Source organism: Bacillus sp. EU63 (assembly GCF_038592915.1).
Taxonomy (GTDB): domain Bacteria; phylum Bacillota; class Bacilli; order Bacillales; family Bacillaceae; genus Bacillus; species Bacillus velezensis.
Genome location: NZ_CP151944.1, coordinates 2,393,238 through 2,408,922, shown reverse-complemented (window position 1 = coordinate 2,408,922; position 15,685 = coordinate 2,393,238). Strand labels below are relative to the sequence as shown.

The window sequence follows — 15,685 nt, the reverse complement described above, 5'->3', positions numbered from 1 at the left end:
AGGAAAGGAGGCGCCGGGAGTGGCCGGAAAAGGGAGAATTATATTTCATATCGATATGAATAGTTTTTATGCCTCCGTAGAAATGGCGTATGATCCGTCTTTAAGAGGAAAACCTATCGCCGTTGCCGGAAACGTGAAGGAACGGAAAGGAATCATCGTCACCTGCAGCTACGAAGCGAGAGCGCGGGGCGTAAAGACCACCATGCCGGTGTGGCGGGCAAAACGCCTCTGTCCGGAACTCATCGTCGTGCCTCCGAATTTTGACCGCTACCGGAGTTCGTCAAAAGAAATGTTCAGCATTCTGAGGGAGTATACGGATTTAGTCGAGCCTGTTTCTATTGATGAAGGATACATGGATATTACGGACACACCGCACAGACACAGGGCGTATGAGACAGCCGAAGACATTCAGGCGAGACTGCAAAAAGAGCTTTTGCTTCCGTCAAGCATCGGCATCGCCCCGAATAAATTTCTCGCCAAAATGGCGTCTGACATGAAAAAACCGCTCGGCATCACCATTTTAAGAAAAAGAGAGCTGCCGGACGTCTTATGGCCTCTTCCGATTGAAGAGATGCACGGTATAGGAACGAAAACTGCGGAAAAAATAAAAACGCTCGGCATCAAAACGATCGGTGATTTGGCAAAAGGAGATGAACATGCGCTGAAAACGCTTCTCGGCATAAACGGCCCGAGGCTGAAGGATAAAGCGAACGGCATCCATCCTGCAGAAGTCAATCCCGAGCGGATTTATGAATTTAAAAGCGTCGGCAACTCATCCACCCTGTCGCATGATTCGGCTGACTGGGATGAATTAACGGGTGTGTTTGACCGGCTCGCGCTGTCTGTGAGCGAACGGCTCCAGCGTAAGGAGGTCATGGCCTGCCGGCTGTTCATCATGATTCGGTATGCGGATTGGAAAACGGTCACAAGAAGCATGACCCTCAACAATCCGGTTGATCAGAAAAAAGACATCATGGAAGCGGCAATGGAGCTGTTTGACAAACATTGGAACCAAAATCCAGTAAGGCTTCTCGGCATCACCGGAACGGAACTGGTTGAAAAACAGCAGGCGTATAAACAGCTTGATCTGTTTTCGTTCAAGGAGGATGCAAAGGACGAGCCGATTTTTCAGATGATGAATCAGCTGAATGAAAAGTACGGCCGAAACCTGATCAGAAAAGGCGCCGTTATGAAAAAAGAAGAAAGCAAAACAAAGGGAACGAGCTTTAACAGAGACTTTTTTCAGGATGAAAAGAAAAGCTGAATAACTTGAAAAAAGGGGTTATCTATGATAATTTCTTTAGTATAAATATCATTTTATTTTAATTTAAATTTTAAAATGGTTAAACGTTTGAAGAAGGGACGTTAGAATATGTCAAAACAACAAATCGGAGTTATCGGTCTTGCGGTAATGGGTAAAAATCTGGCTCTTAACATCGAAAGCCGGGGATTTTCTGTGTCTGTGTACAACAGATCAAGCAGCAAAACGGAAGAGTTTTTAGAAGAGGCAAAAGGCAAAAATGTTGTCGGTACATACAGCATTGAGGAGTTTGTCCAGTCTCTTGAAACGCCCCGCAAAATTCTATTAATGGTTAAAGCGGGAACTGCAACGGATGCGACGATTCAATCTCTTCTTCCTCATCTGGAAAAAGACGATATTTTGATTGACGGCGGAAATACATACTATAAAGATACACAGCGCCGGAACAAAGAGCTTGCCGAAAGCGGCATTCACTTTATCGGAACGGGTGTATCAGGCGGTGAAGAGGGAGCGCTGAAAGGGCCTTCTATTATGCCGGGCGGCCAAAAGGAAGCGCATGAACTTGTGAAACCGATTTTAGAAGCCATTTCTGCTAAAGTGGACGGAGAAGCTTGTACGACATACATCGGCCCGGACGGAGCGGGACACTATGTGAAAATGGTGCACAACGGTATCGAATACGGTGACATGCAGCTGATCTCTGAGTCTTACTTCATTCTGAAACAGGTGCTCGGACTGTCTGCCGAAGAGCTTCACGAAGTATTCGCTGAGTGGAACAAAGGGGAACTTGACAGCTATCTGATCGAAATCACGGCTGACATTTTCACCAAAAAAGATGAAGAAACAGGCAAACCGCTTGTTGATGTCATCCTTGATAAAGCAGGCCAAAAAGGAACGGGTAAATGGACAAGCCAAAGCGCTCTTGACCTAGGCGTACCGCTTCCGATTATCACTGAATCTGTGTTTGCGCGTTTCATTTCCGCAATGAAAGATGAGCGTGTGAAAGCGAGCGGCCTTCTGTCAGGACCTGACGTTAAGCCGGTTACTGAAAATAAAGAAGAGCTGATTGAAGCGGTCAGAAAAGCGCTCTTCATGAGTAAAATCTGTTCTTACGCACAAGGCTTCGCCCAAATGAAAGCCGCGTCAGAAGAATATAACTGGGATCTGAAATACGGTGAGATCGCTATGATCTTCCGCGGCGGCTGTATCATCCGCGCGGCGTTCCTGCAAAAGATCAAAGATGCGTATGACCGTGAGCCGGAGCTTGACAACTTGCTTCTTGACAGCTATTTCAAAAATATCGCAGAAAGCTACCAAGGCGCTCTTCGCCAAGTCATTTCACTTGCGGTAGCCCAAGGCGTGCCGGTACCTTCGTTCTCAAGCGCACTTGCGTATTACGACAGCTACCGTACGGCAGTGCTTCCTGCAAACTTAATTCAAGCGCAGCGTGACTACTTCGGCGCGCATACGTATGAACGCACGGATAAAGAAGGCATTTTCCATACTGAATGGATGAAGTAATGAAAAAGCCCCCGCAATTATTGCGGGGGCTTTTCTGATATGTAAAAACCGCGGGCCGTAATGAACGGCGCCGCGGTTTTTTGATTATTATATATTCCACCAGTGAAGGCCGTCTTTTTCCAAGAGGTCATCCGAAGCCTTCGGTCCCATTGATCCGGCTTCATAATTCGGAGAAAGGGTTTTGTCGGCAGCCCATGTTTCGGAAATCGCATCGACGAAATTCCAGGAAAGCGCTACTTCATCCCAATGGGCGAAGTTCGTCGCATCGCCGAGCAGACAGTCGTGAATTAATTTTTCATAGGCTTCCGGTGTGTTCATTTCATCACTGCAGTTGCTGCAGTAATCCAGCTTAATCGGCTGAGCGTGTGCGGCTCCGCCTAATTTTTTAGCGTTCAGATATAAAGTGATGCCTTCATCCGGCTGAATGTGGATGACAAGCAGGTTCGGATTTACATTCGTTTCATTGCCGTAATAAAGGTTCATCGGAATGTCTTTAAATTGAACGACAATTTTCGTTGATTTTTCTTTCATCCGTTTTCCTGTGCGGATATAAAACGGAACGCCGGCCCAGCGGAAGTTATCGATTAACAGCTTACCGGACACGAATGTTTCCGTATTGGAATCCGGCGCTACGTTATGCTCATCCGTATAACTCGCTACAGGGGTGCCGTCGATCGTTCCGGCTTGGTATTGTCCGCGGACGAAGTAATCATTCACTTCGTTTTGAGCGACAGGGCGTAGCGCTCTCAGCACCTTCACTTTTTCGCTGCGGATTTCTTCCGTGTTCAGTTTAATCGGCGGTTCCATCGCCAAAAGAGCGACCATTTGTAAAATATGATTCTGAACCATATCGCGGAGTGCGCCTGATTTCTCATAATATCTCGCACGGTCCTCAACGCCGAGATCTTCACTTGACGTAATCTGGATGTTTGAGATGTAGCGGTTATTCCACAGCGGCTCAAACAGTGCATTCGCAAACCGGATGACTTCGATGTTTTGAACCATTTGCTTGCCTAAGTAATGGTCGATCCGATAAATTTGATCTTCTGTGAACGCTTCGCGTATTTCTTTGTTAAGCTCTTTCGCACTCGGCAGGTCGTGGCCGAACGGTTTTTCAATTACGAGACGGGACCAGCCTTTTGTCGCCGTGACACCTTCGTTTTTAAGCGATTTTGCGATAGTGCCGAAAAATTCAGGGGCCATCGCCAAGTAAAACATTCTGTTGTTCGGGATTTCATATGTATGCTCAAGCCGGTCAAGCAGGACATTCAGCTCCTGATAGGAACCCGGATTCGTTACATCAAACGGATGGTAATAAAAATGAGACGTGAAATCGTCTGTGTCTTTTTGCCCAGCCGAAGAAACAGACGTTTTAACGGTTTCCCGGAGGTCCTCGTTTGACCAAGGTCTTCTTCCAACACCTACAACTGCAAACTCTTCACCAATTTGACCATTTTTATATAAACGATGAATGGATGGGTAAAGTTTTCGTTTTGCCAAATCCCCTGTGGCACCAAATATTACAATTACTGCTTTTGGTTTGTCGTTTGTTTTCACTTAGAGTACCTCACTTTATCTGAAGCATGGTTTAAAACCCCGCATATTTCCTTCATTTTAAATCTAAAATTCATTGAAAGCAAACATTTCAGCCTGTTTTTTGCGGTTTGCGGAAAAAAATTAATCATGCCGGGGGCGCCCCTGGCGAATTCACATTTTCAGCTTGATCCTGTATCCTTAGTAGTACAAAGATCTAGGAGGAAGCATTGTGGAATTATTATTTTTAGGGACGGGGGCCGGCATGCCGGCAAAGACGAGAAACGTAACGTCCGTCGCGCTGAAGCTTCTTGAAGAAAGGCGTTCCGTATGGCTGTTTGATTGCGGAGAAGCCACTCAGCATCAGATATTACATACAACAATCAAACCGAGGAAAATTGAGAAGATTTTCATCACCCACCTTCACGGCGACCATGTTTACGGTCTTCCGGGTCTGTTGGGGAGCCGTTCATTTCAGGGCGGTGAAGAAGAGCTGACGATTTACGGGCCAAAAGGCATTAAAGCCTTTATCGAAACAAGCCTGCACGTGACGGCGACTCATCTGACGTATCCTCTTACCGTACATGAAATCGAAGAGGGGACGGTTTTTGAAGATGAGCAATTCATTGTTACCGCAGCATCCGTCATTCACGGCGTGGAAGCGTTCGGCTACCGGGTTCAGGAAAAGGATATTCCCGGCGCGTTGCAGGCCGGCAGATTGAAAGAAATGAATATCCCGCCCGGACCCGTCTATCAGAAAATCAAAAAAGGCGAAACGGTCACACTTGACGATGGCAGAATCATTAACGGGCGGGATTTTTTGGAACCGCCGAAAAAAGGGAGAATCGTCGCTTTTTCCGGGGATACGAGGGCATCAGAGCGGGTAACGGAGCTGGCGCGCAATGCGGATGTGCTTGTTCATGAAGCGACGTTTGCCAAGGAAGATGCAAAGCTCGCACATAATTATTATCACGCAACGACAGAACAGGCTGCGCAAACGGCAAAAAAAGCAGGCGCCAAACAGCTGATTTTAACTCATATCAGCGCAAGGTATCAGGGTGAATCGCCGATAGAGCGTCTCGAACATGAGGCGAAAGCGGTATTTGAAAACAGTAAGATCGCATTTGACTTCATGGAGGTCACTGTGGAGCGGTCTTAAAAAATGGACGCTTGACATTTTTTTCTGATGAGATATAATAAAACGAAATAATTACGATTTGTATAAGGGGTGAAAATGATGCGTGTGAATGTTACATTGGCCTGTACAGAGACAGGGGACAGAAATTATATTACGACGAAGAACAAACGGACGAATCCGGACCGGTTAGAAATGAAAAAGTATTCACCCCGGTTGAAAAAGTATACGTTGCATCGTGAGACAAAATAGATCACGATAACAAAAGCCATTGTGCCGTTGCACAATGGCTTTTGTTTTATCAGTTTACCGCCTGATAGGCAGGAGCATTCATTTGCTGGCGCACCGCGCACCAAACATCATAAATGGCAAGGTGGACGATGTGCGGTTCATCGTGGTGAATGGCATGAGAACTGTTTTTGGCCTGAATCCATCCGCTTTGATAAGAGACATCAAGCATGCTTCTGTGCAGTTTCACCCATTGTTCATGAGCGTGCTTTAAGTGCTCATCCCGCTCTCCCGATGATAAAATCAACAGCGGCATATCGCCGAAATGAATCTGCTGATGCTTGATCTGACGAAGGCTCGTCAAAAATTCCGCGTGTGATCCTTCCAATATGAACTGTTTCAAATAGGCGGCTTTCATTTCTTCGGGAAGAAGCGGAAGCACTTTCGTCTCCTGATCCTCAGAAACCGGATCAAGCATCACCATCCCGAGAATATCCCGGCGGTTCCGGCTCGCCCAAAGTCTGCTGATAATCGCGCCGTATGAATGCGAGACGACAAGATAAGGAGGCTTGACGCCGGCCTTCAGAAGAAGAGCGTTTAATTCCTGTACCATGTGGTCCGCCGTTCTCTTGTTTCGGCTTTGTCCGCTTTTGCCGATTCCGGCTCTGTCATATGTGAAAACCCCAAATTCTTCATCTATGTCAGCGAGTAATGATGTCCATGTTTCAGAAGAAGTGCCGTAGCCGGCTTCAAAGACGATCGTCACTTCGCCGGCGCCTTTACGGTGTTTCGTATAAAACGGACACCCGTCAATCAGATATGTCCTTTCCATCCATGCTGCTTTCATTGGAGTCATCCCCTCTAATTGGTTCTATAGGGAAGACGGAGAAGCTTCGGCAATCGTTTCTCAAAAAATAAAAAAAGAGACAGCCGGATCGAAAAACTCCGGCTGTCACTTCATCACCATGCTCTGTCGTATTGAACCGGTGACGGTATTTCAGTATTCAGCTGCTTCGCTGCACTCCTTGCAAAATGCGGATCGCGCAGAAGTTCTCTCGCGACAAAAATAAGGTCAGCGCGGTTGTTTTGCAGAATTTCTTCCGCCATTGTTCCCGTCGTTATCAAACCGACGGCGCCTGTTGCGATTTCGGCCTGTTCACGGATTTTCTCCGCAAAGCTCACTTGGTAGCCTGGGAAGACGTTAATATCAGCTTGAACGAGTGCGCCTGAGCTGCAATCAATGAGGTCGACTCCCTGTTCTTTCATCCACTTCGCAAAACCGATATGATCCGCAATGTCCAGCCCTTTGTCTGTATAATCCGATGCAGAAATACGGACAAATAACGGGCCGTCCCAGACTTCCTTGACGGCTTCAATGGTCTCGCCTAAGAAGCGGTAGCGATTTTCATGTGAGCCTCCGTATTCGTCTGTACGGTGATTGGACAGAGGGGACAAAAATTCGTGCATTAAGTAGCCGTGTGCCGCATGAAGTTCAATAATGTCAAAGCCCGCTTCTTTCGCGCGCGCCGCTGCCTGTTTGAATTCCTGAATGGTTTCTTTAATTTGTTCTGTCGTCATTTCAGCCGGTGTTTTGGACTGCTCATCGAACGGAATGGCTGACGGAGCGTAAATGTCTCCCTCAAGCTCAGCTTTACGTCCGGCGTGTGCAAGCTGAATGCCGATTTTAGATCCTTGCGCTTTCACTTGTTCCGTCAGTTTGGCAAAACCTTCGATATGATCATCGCTCCAAATGCCCAAATCCTGATCGGAAATGCGCCCCTGCGGATTAACGGCTGTCGCTTCCACGATAATCAGGCCGACCTGTCCGATTGCACGCGATATGTAGTGCGCCATATGAAAAGGCTGCAGTTTTCCGTCCTTCTCATGTGAGGAATACATGCACATCGGTGCCATAACAATACGGTTTTTGATCGTTACATCTTTAACGGTCCATGGTGTGAATAATTTTCTGGCCATTTATTTCGCCTCCCGGAATGTTTTAGACATTGATTATAACAATTCATGATCATTCAGTCATATAAACTGCTCACGACTGAGTGCATTGTTATTATTGTTCTGGAAGTGCATTTTTTTATACACATCGGTGCCGTATCTTCATAACAGGCATTTACAGCCGATCATATAGCAAATATAGATGAGAAACGCACCGATGACTGCGTGGCCTCCTTTGAACCAGTTTGTCAGAATGAAAATACTGCTGATGAAGATCACCGCGCCGAAGGCACCGAATATTCCGTTTTTTTGAGCGGCTCTGAAATCGTCGGGGCTCATATTTTTCAGCTGCAAGTGAATATTCAGTAACGTCATGATCGGAAGCAATGTAATAACGCCTGATAAAAATAAGTATTTCGATTTGCTTAAATACGCGGCGGCCGCCATAACAGTGCCGCCGATAAAAAATTGAATGAGAAAACTCATGCTGAAACGCTCACCTTCTGTTTGTTATCAAGTATAATGATGGAGACATTGCCATTTTATTTTTGAGTGATGTATAAGTAAACTAAATATAACTAATGCATTGGATAATAAAGAATGATATCCGGGAGATGAAGCCGGTTGGATTTAAAGAAGCATTTAGCCTTTATTAAAACGGTTGAAAGCGGCAGCCTGACCCAAGCCGCTGCCATATTGAATTACACACAGCCGAACATCAGCCAAATGATCAGTAAATTAGAGGAAGAGTACGGTTTTCCGCTTTTGATCAGACAGCGGCATGGAGTGAGGCCGACCGCAAATGGCTTGAAAGTGTTACATATTATGAAGGAAATTCAAAAAAACTATGAAAAACTGTCTGAAACCGTTGATAATATTAATGGGTTAGAAAGAGGGGAAGTCCGGCTCGGCACTGTTACGAGCGTGGCTGTAAAATGGCTGCCGAAAATTTTGAGGGAATTTAATGAGCTGTATCCTTCCATTAAGGTGCATTTGTTTGAAGGAAATTCTACTGAACTGGAAGAATGGCTGAAAGATGACCGGATTGATGCGGCGATCGGGACATCCCACAGCGAGAAGTGGTATTTTTACCCGTTGGCAGAGGACCCGATTGTAGCGGTGATGAGCCCGCAGCATGAGTTGGCGCAATGTGAAACGGTTCCGTTACATGTCATGGAGTCCGTCAAATGTATCGTGCCTTATCCGGAGACACATTTTGATGTGCTGAAAGTGCTGAAGGAAGAAAAGATCACGCCGCGGGTCGCTTATCAAATCAGAGGGGATGAAGCGATTATTGCAATGGTGCGGAACAATCTGGGGATCAGCATCTTGCCGCAGCTTTTGGTGAATGATTGTGATGTGCTCATCAAACGGTTCGACCGGTATGTCTCCAGGCAGCTCGGCATTTTGACAGCTCATGCAAAGGAGACGCAGACACCTTCTGTCCAGAAACTGATTCAATGCATACAAGAATGGGTTGCGGTCCATCAGGCTTCTGTCTGAAGAAGCCTGATATGCGTTTAAGCCGGTTCATCATAATAGACCAGCATAAAATATGTCACCGGTTCATCCGAGGAATTAAAATAACTGTGCGGCGTCGCCCGAAGTCAGCACATGCTTTTCGTCATAAAGCTCAACCGTCAATTCACCGCTTTTGATTAAAATGTATTCTTCCCCTAAATGTGATGTTGCCTCATGGGCGCAGCCCGGCTTCAGGTCAACTATGCCTTGAAAACAAAAAGTCTGACCGTGACGGTGGTGAGCGGGATTATTTTGATGGCGGGCTTTCGTTTGTTTATATAAAAAGGGCATCAACGGCACATGCTGTTGATGCTTTTTTTGACATGCTAGGGTTTGGAGAGCACTTCAATTCCGACGTTGACCATTTTGTCCAGTCCCATAAAAGACAGGCAGATTTTGGCGCGTCTTTTCCTTTTATCGATCTTTTTAATAATGCCTTCCATTCCTTTAAGAGGCCCTGAGGCAACGGTTACTTTTGAATTTTCAATATAGACTTTTGAATAATCTACAGTGTCTCCTTCTCCGATCAGCCTGATAATAGGGAGGATTTCTTCATCCTTAATTGTCGTGAAATAGGTTTTACGCTCTTTGGAATAATATGCGCCGTTATTCACGATTCTGCATGAAATGGGGAGTTCTTTGATTTTATGAAATGTCCGCTCTGTCATCTTCGTTTTAAACAGCACATATCCCGGAAACATCTTTTTGAGTGCCTCGTATTTGATTCCGGCTTTTCGTTCTGTGACTTTTTTCTTGGGTATGATTGAGTAGAGAGCCTGCTCATCAAACTGCAGACCCAGAAATTTTTGAACTGCTTCTTCTTTTCCGGACTCTACAAAAAGTGCGTACCATTTCATGACTGGATCCTCCTTAGAATAATAAGAAATTATTATACAAAGAAAGTATTTAATGGATAGTATTTAAAGTGATTAAAAATTTTTCTAATTCGTCTTTTTTTTACATAATATATGAAAATGAAAAATAAGTATAGACCCAATTGACAGAGAAGCGATGAATTTTCTTTGACATGAAAAGGGTTCAGGGAATTATCTGACATTTATCCCGAAACAATTATGCCGACTGTCCACCGAATATAAAACTGTGGAATAAATGTCAGAAAATAACGAAATAAAGCCTTGACATTATTATCTATAAATTGATATTATTCTCTTTAAATAGCAACTATTTGTTAAATTTATTAAATTGATGTAAAGCACCTATTAAATTTCAATCGCTGTTTCGGCACGTTGAAGAGGAAATAGGGATTATAAAAATGATTGTAGTGTATATATCTACATATACATGATAAGGGAGAAGTGTGCCGTCATCGCTGTTTTCGGGCATATTGGCACTGCAGCTTGTCATGAGAAACATTCAGTAAACAAGCAATATGTTTTAATATAAATTATGTTAGAAAAGGAAAACACAATGCGTTTGCGATTTTTAAACCTGTGCTGAATCGCAAACGCGTTTGTGTTTTTATTTTTATGCCGGTGTTTACACCAGTCAATATATGAAAATAAGAGACGTTTTTGTATGGAGAACCACATGTGATGTGCAAAATTGGCGATGCGGAAAGGATGAGGATAAGATGCTTACGTTTGTGTTCCCGGGGCAGGGTTCTCAATTTAAAGGAATGGGAGCCGGACTGTTTGATGAATTTCAAGATCTGACACGTCAGGCTGATGACATATTAGGCTACTCTATAGAAGAATTGTGTCTGGAGGATCCGAATCACCAGCTGGGGAAAACGCAATTTACCCAGCCGGCGTTATATACGGTGAGTGCACTCAGTTATTTAAAGAAAATGAAAGAGTCCGGCAGAGAGCCTGATTACGCCGCAGGGCACAGTTTAGGAGAATATAATGCGTTATTTGCGGCCGGCTGCTTTGATTTTGAGACCGGTTTGCAGCTTGTTAAAAAAAGAGGGGAGCTCATGAGCAAGGCAGCTCCCGGAGGCATGGCGGCGGTTTTGGGGTTTACGGCTGAACAAGTAAAAGAGGTTCTATCCGATTATCATCTGACCGGCATTGATATCGCTAACCACAATTCACCTTCGCAAATTGTGATCGCCGGAACGAAACAAGACATTGAAAAAGCGGGCCCCGTCTTTGAAAAAGCCGGCGTGAGAATGTACCTTCCTTTAAATGTGAGCGGCGCCTTCCATTCCCGCTATATGAAAGATGCTGAAAAAGAGTTTGCAGATTATTTAGAAGAAACGGCGTTTTTGCCTCTTCGTTTTCCGGTGATCTCAAATCTTCATGCCGCACCTTATAAGAATGATGAAATCAAAACAAATCTGACTCTGCAAATGACCAATCAGGTAAAGTGGACGGACACGATACGCCGTCTGATGGGACTTGAAAATAATGAAATTGCAGAAGTCGGGCCCGGGGAAGTGCTGACAAAACTGACGCGTCAGATTAAAAAAGATGCCGTCCCATTACCTATGCCGAAAGAAGAGTCTGATACTGCTGATGTTAAAGCATCGGCAGCTGATTCGCAAAAAACGGCGGGAATGAGATTAGGGAACGAAGATTTTAAAAAAGAGTATAACATCCAATATGCTTACATGACGGGCTCCATGTACAGGGGAATTGCTTCGGAACAGATGGTCATTAAAGCGGCAAAAGCGGGAATGCTGGGCTTTTTCGGAACGGGCGGATTGAGTATCGAACGGATCGGACAGGCCATCGGAACCATCCGGTCTGCACTGCGGCAAGGGGAAACATTCGGAATGAATCTTCTTCATCATATGATGTCATCTGACAAGGAAGTCAGAATGATAGATTTATATTTGAAAAACGGCATTCATCTTATTGAAGCATCGGCATTTATGGGCATAACCCCCGCTCTCGTTATATACAGGGCAAAGGGATTAAGCAGGAATCATGACGGGTCGGTGTCAGTTCAAAACAGAATCATCGCGAAAGTATCCCGGCCTGAAGTCGCTGAGGCCTTTCTAAGTCCGGCTCCGGCTCATGTGCTGGAAAGACTTGTGTCTGATAATCGGCTGACAGCCGGGGAAGCGGCGCTTGCCAAAGAAATTCCGATGGCTGATGACATTTGCGTTGAAGCGGATTCAGGAGGGCATACCGACCAAGGGATTCCGTATACATTAATGCCTGCCATGATCAGACTCAGAGACCGCATGATGGAGAAGCACGGTTATGCGAAAAAAGTAAGAATCGGCGCAGCCGGGGGCATCGGCACTCCGGAAGCGGCTGCTGCGGCGTTTCTGCTCGGCGCCGAATTTATCGGAACCGGTTCTATTAATCAATGCACGGTCGAAGCCGGGACAAGTGATTCAGTGAAAGATCTGCTTCAAGAAGCGAACGTGCAGGATACGTCATACGCTCCCGCGGGAGATATGTTTGAAGCGGGAGCAAGGGTGCAGGTGCTGAAAAAAGGCCTGTTTTTCCCGGCAAGAGCCAATAAACTTTTTGACTTGTACAGACAATACAATTCTTTAGATGAAATAGATGAAAAAACGAAAACATTAATTGAAGAAAAGTATTTCCAGCGCAGTTTTGAAGAGGTGTATGAGCAGTTGAAACGTGATAAATCTCCTGCACAGATCGCCAAAGCCGAACAGAATCCGAAACACAAAATGGCGATGGTATTTAAATGGTATTTTTCTCATACGACAAGGCTCGCTCTGGAAGGAAAAAGCGAAAGTAAAATAGATTACCAAATTCATTGCGGCCCTGCGCTCGGCGCGTTTAATCAATGGGTGAAAGGAACCCCGCTTGAAAATTGGAGAAACAGGCATGTCGATCTGATCGGCAAACAGCTCATGGAAGAAACAGCCGGCCTTCTTGCGCAAAGGCTGGTATCGATTACAGGCTGAGTATGACCAGCCATTACATTTTTTCTGCGGAGGACAGACCATGCTGATTGAAAATCATGAATTAACGATGAGCCATGTCGGGTTAGGGAATTTGAATGAGTACGCGCTGCTGCTGTTATTCGGCAACGCACACAGTCACCATTTAACGGACGGAACGGGATTCCGGCCTGATCAGATGGCCGATCACCAAGGGCTGATTTTGTATCCGGCTTATTTTATGACACATCTCAAAGTTCCTTCAGATAAGCCTCTTGATCAGTACCGATTATGGGACGAGGTTTCCGTCGGAGTCGATATCTCCCGGTTTGGAGAAACCATATTAGAATCTGATTATTTGTTCGGGCCGAAAGGAGCGGTCAGCTCTGATAAAAGCGAGTGGGACCGCGGACGGTTTCCTTCTATGAAAGCCAATAGTTTAATTGTCGTCGACGTCACACAAACAGAAGGTTCGACCCGCAAAGTCTCAGCGCCTAAGGCTGAATGCATTGCGGAACTTTCTAAGCTAGCCAAGCCGCCTTACGCGCTGATGCGGTCAAAGAAAATCAGAACGGACGCCTTCGGTATGAAGCCGGGCAATCTCAAAACAGCAGACCCCGTTTCATATCGGGTTCCTGTTGATCAGGATGCTGCGCCCGGGCATGCCATGGTGTTTGCGAAATTCAGCAAGATAATGGATGCGGCGGAATTTGAATGGATGACGCGCCGGTCGAAGCCGGGTTTTCCGGTTTCAATCTCGCGGCATTTATTTTTGCTTGAAAGAGAGACGTATTATTACGGAAATTGTTTTGCAGATGAAGAGCTTGATATTTATATGACGGGACACATTGAAGAATGCGATCCCGACTTTCACGGTGAGTCCCTCGGTATGATCTCGGTGGCGAAAATCAGCTATCAGATTGAAGTCTATATGAAAAGAAATCATACATTGCTGGCCATTTCCAAGGTGGATAAGCTGCTGGCGGTGCCGACCTCTTCACAAGATCATATTCCGGATTATAAACGGGTCATCAGAAGTTTATAAAATGAAGAATGGAGCTGAAAGCAAATGGAACAAACCAAGGAAATGAAGCAGATCATCGCTCAAATCATTCAGGACATTCAAGAACAGCAGTCATATCGGGCCGTCGAAGCGGGAGATGATGTGAGAGTCATAGAGGATCTGGGCTTCTCATCACTGGATATCGCTCAATTAGTCGCACAGATAGAGATGGAAACCGGAGTAGATCCTTTTTCCCAAGGAGAAACAATTTCCAGCATTACAACCGTCGGCAGCATTTGTGATATTTATCAAAAATATATGGACAGTGCTCAATCATGAAAACAGAAAGCGGGGGAGATATCAGCTGGGTGACTGATAAGCTTAGGGAAACGCAAGACAGTGAGTTTCTCATTTTTAAAGGGCAGACTTTTACGTATGATGATTTGCTGACACGAATCAGCTTTTTTCAGAAAGAACTTGAACAAAACGGAATACGTGAAGGAGAATGTGTGGCGCTTATCGGGGATTATTCCCCGAACGCCATTTTTTTGCTGATGGCGCTTTTGTTAAACCGAAATATCGTTGTCCCTCTCAGCAATGAATCAAGGGAAAAGCATCTCGATATGTTTGAAGACGCGAAAGTGAATCAAATCATTGAAATAAATGAAAATGACAGCTGGACGCTTCGTGAAGGTTCTGAAAGCGCCTCTCACCCTCTGCTTGATGACCTGCGCGAGAGAGGGGAGTCAGGCATTATTATTTTCACATCGGGAACCTCCGGCAAAAGCAAAGCATCCGTGTTAAGCGCCGGCCGGCTGCTTGAAAAATATAAAACGGCGAAGAGAAAACCGCTGCGTACGCTTATTTTTCTGAAATTGGATCATATAGGCGGCATTAATACGCTGTTTGCGATTCTGTTTAACGGGGGGACGATCGTCACATCAGACAGCAGAACGCCGGAGTCCGTTTATCAGGCGGTCGACAAACATGCTGTCCAAGTGCTCCCCGCCACCCCGACCTTTTTAAACATGCTGCTGATGTCCAAGGCGGATGCCGGCTATAACCTCTCTTCACTCCGGCTGATCACTTACGGCACAGAACCGATGCCCCAATCAACGCTGCGCGGCATCCACCGGCTGTTTCCGGATGTAAGGCTGAAACAAACATACGGATTAACTGAACTGGGTATATTCTCAACGAAATCAAAAGACAGCCAATCCACTTGGATGAAAGTGGGCGGTGCCGGAACAGAGACCAAAATTACCGGAGGCACGCTTTGGGTTCGTTCTGAGTCAGCGATGCTCGGCTATTTAAACGCACCGTCACCCTTCGATGAGGACGGCTGGTACGACACCGGTGACCAGGTGGAAACAGACGGCGAATATATAAGAATTCTCGGAAGAAAGAGTGAAATCATTAATGTGGGCGGAGAGAAAGTGTTTCCGGCAGAGGTGGAAAGCGTCTTTCTGGAGATACCGAATGTCCGGGATGTTCTCATAACGGGCAGAAAAAATCCGATTACGGGCGAGATTGTCGCGGCAGAGGCCGTGCTTGAAAAAGAGGAAGATATCAAATCTTTCAGAAAGCGGGCCGTAGCTCATTGCAGACAGAAGCTGCAGCCATATCAGATACCGCAGATCATCTCTGTTACAGATCGGAAACTGTCTAATGATCGATTTAAAAAAATAAGAAACGTGTAAAACA

At 45.6% G+C, this 15,685-nt stretch carries 15 protein-coding genes; 9 read left to right on the top strand and 6 right to left on the bottom strand.

The window, feature by feature from the left end:
* Positions 1 to 19 precede the first annotated feature (19 nt).
* On the top strand, positions 20 to 1,264 hold the full coding sequence (locus tag NYE38_RS11730; protein WP_340802482.1) for a DNA polymerase IV: 1,245 nt from the start codon (positions 20 to 22) through the stop codon (positions 1,262 to 1,264).
* A 108-nt stretch (positions 1,265 to 1,372) separates the two neighbouring features.
* Positions 1,373 to 2,782 (top strand): NADP-dependent phosphogluconate dehydrogenase, encoded by a 1,410-nt coding sequence (gene gndA, locus NYE38_RS11725; protein ID WP_013352786.1) that lies wholly within the window; start codon positions 1,373 to 1,375, stop codon positions 2,780 to 2,782.
* 87 nt (positions 2,783 to 2,869) lie between these two features.
* Here gndA and zwf read toward each other — a convergent pair whose 3' ends face one another.
* Positions 2,870 to 4,339, bottom strand: a complete 1,470-nt coding sequence (gene zwf / locus NYE38_RS11720; protein WP_013352785.1) for a glucose-6-phosphate dehydrogenase — start codon at positions 4,337 to 4,339, stop codon at positions 2,870 to 2,872.
* Between the two features lie 208 nt (positions 4,340 to 4,547).
* On the opposite strand from zwf, the gene rnz reads away from it, so the two are divergent.
* Both rnz and rpmG read left to right on the top strand, forming a co-directional pair.
* Positions 4,548 to 5,474 carry a ribonuclease Z gene (gene rnz / locus NYE38_RS11715; protein WP_017418101.1) on the top strand — a complete coding sequence of 309 codons (927 nt, stop codon included), beginning with the start codon at positions 4,548 to 4,550 and terminating at the stop codon, positions 5,472 to 5,474.
* A gap of 78 nt (positions 5,475 to 5,552) precedes the next feature.
* On the top strand, positions 5,553 to 5,702 hold the full coding sequence (gene rpmG, locus NYE38_RS11710; protein WP_003153246.1) for a 50S ribosomal protein L33: 150 nt from the start codon (positions 5,553 to 5,555) through the stop codon (positions 5,700 to 5,702).
* A 49-nt stretch (positions 5,703 to 5,751) separates the two neighbouring features.
* Here rpmG and NYE38_RS11705 read toward each other — a convergent pair whose 3' ends face one another.
* From NYE38_RS11705 to NYE38_RS11695, 3 genes are all read right to left on the bottom strand, one after another.
* Positions 5,752 to 6,525, bottom strand: coding sequence for an alpha/beta hydrolase (locus NYE38_RS11705; RefSeq protein ID WP_014418323.1), 774 nt, complete (start codon positions 6,523 to 6,525; stop codon positions 5,752 to 5,754).
* Positions 6,526 to 6,638: 113 nt separating this feature from the next.
* Positions 6,639 to 7,655 carry an NADPH dehydrogenase NamA gene (gene namA, locus NYE38_RS11700; RefSeq protein WP_003153250.1) on the bottom strand — a complete coding sequence of 339 codons (1,017 nt, stop codon included), beginning with the start codon at positions 7,653 to 7,655 and terminating at the stop codon, positions 6,639 to 6,641.
* 138 nt (positions 7,656 to 7,793) lie between these two features.
* Positions 7,794 to 8,117 carry a GlpM family protein gene (locus NYE38_RS11695; protein ID WP_021494284.1) on the bottom strand — a complete coding sequence of 108 codons (324 nt, stop codon included), beginning with the start codon at positions 8,115 to 8,117 and terminating at the stop codon, positions 7,794 to 7,796.
* 138 nt (positions 8,118 to 8,255) lie between these two features.
* On the opposite strand from NYE38_RS11695, the gene NYE38_RS11690 reads away from it, so the two are divergent.
* Positions 8,256 to 9,134 (top strand): LysR family transcriptional regulator, encoded by an 879-nt coding sequence (locus tag NYE38_RS11690; protein ID WP_022552993.1) that lies wholly within the window; start codon positions 8,256 to 8,258, stop codon positions 9,132 to 9,134.
* Positions 9,135 to 9,209: 75 nt separating this feature from the next.
* Here the strand turns inward: NYE38_RS11690 and NYE38_RS11685 are convergent, their stop codons facing one another.
* Positions 9,210 to 9,443, bottom strand: a complete 234-nt coding sequence (locus NYE38_RS11685) for a cupin domain-containing protein (RefSeq protein ID WP_025649871.1) — start codon at positions 9,441 to 9,443, stop codon at positions 9,210 to 9,212.
* 35 nt (positions 9,444 to 9,478) lie between these two features.
* Complete coding sequence (loaP, locus tag NYE38_RS11680; protein ID WP_025649872.1) at positions 9,479 to 10,009, bottom strand: antiterminator LoaP; 531 nt, start codon at positions 10,007 to 10,009, stop codon at positions 9,479 to 9,481.
* A 734-nt stretch (positions 10,010 to 10,743) separates the two neighbouring features.
* Between loaP and fabD the strand changes: the two genes are divergently transcribed.
* Genes fabD through NYE38_RS11660 form a run of 4 tightly spaced genes read left to right on the top strand, consistent with a single transcriptional unit; the run spans position 10,744 to position 15,681 of the window.
* A complete protein-coding gene (gene fabD, locus NYE38_RS11675; protein ID WP_017418096.1) occupies positions 10,744 to 13,002 on the top strand; it encodes an ACP S-malonyltransferase in 2,259 nt (752 codons plus the stop codon).
* Between the two features lie 40 nt (positions 13,003 to 13,042).
* A complete protein-coding gene (locus NYE38_RS11670) occupies positions 13,043 to 14,023 on the top strand; it encodes an LnmK family bifunctional acyltransferase/decarboxylase (protein WP_340802492.1) in 981 nt (326 codons plus the stop codon).
* A 24-nt stretch (positions 14,024 to 14,047) separates the two neighbouring features.
* Positions 14,048 to 14,320 carry an acyl carrier protein gene (locus NYE38_RS11665; protein ID WP_017418095.1) on the top strand — a complete coding sequence of 91 codons (273 nt, stop codon included), beginning with the start codon at positions 14,048 to 14,050 and terminating at the stop codon, positions 14,318 to 14,320.
* On the top strand, positions 14,317 to 15,681 hold the full coding sequence (locus NYE38_RS11660; protein WP_014418316.1) for an AMP-binding protein: 1,365 nt from the start codon (positions 14,317 to 14,319) through the stop codon (positions 15,679 to 15,681). Before NYE38_RS11665 ends, NYE38_RS11660 begins: the two co-directional genes overlap by 4 nt.
* The last annotated feature ends 4 nt before the right edge of the window (positions 15,682 to 15,685 follow it).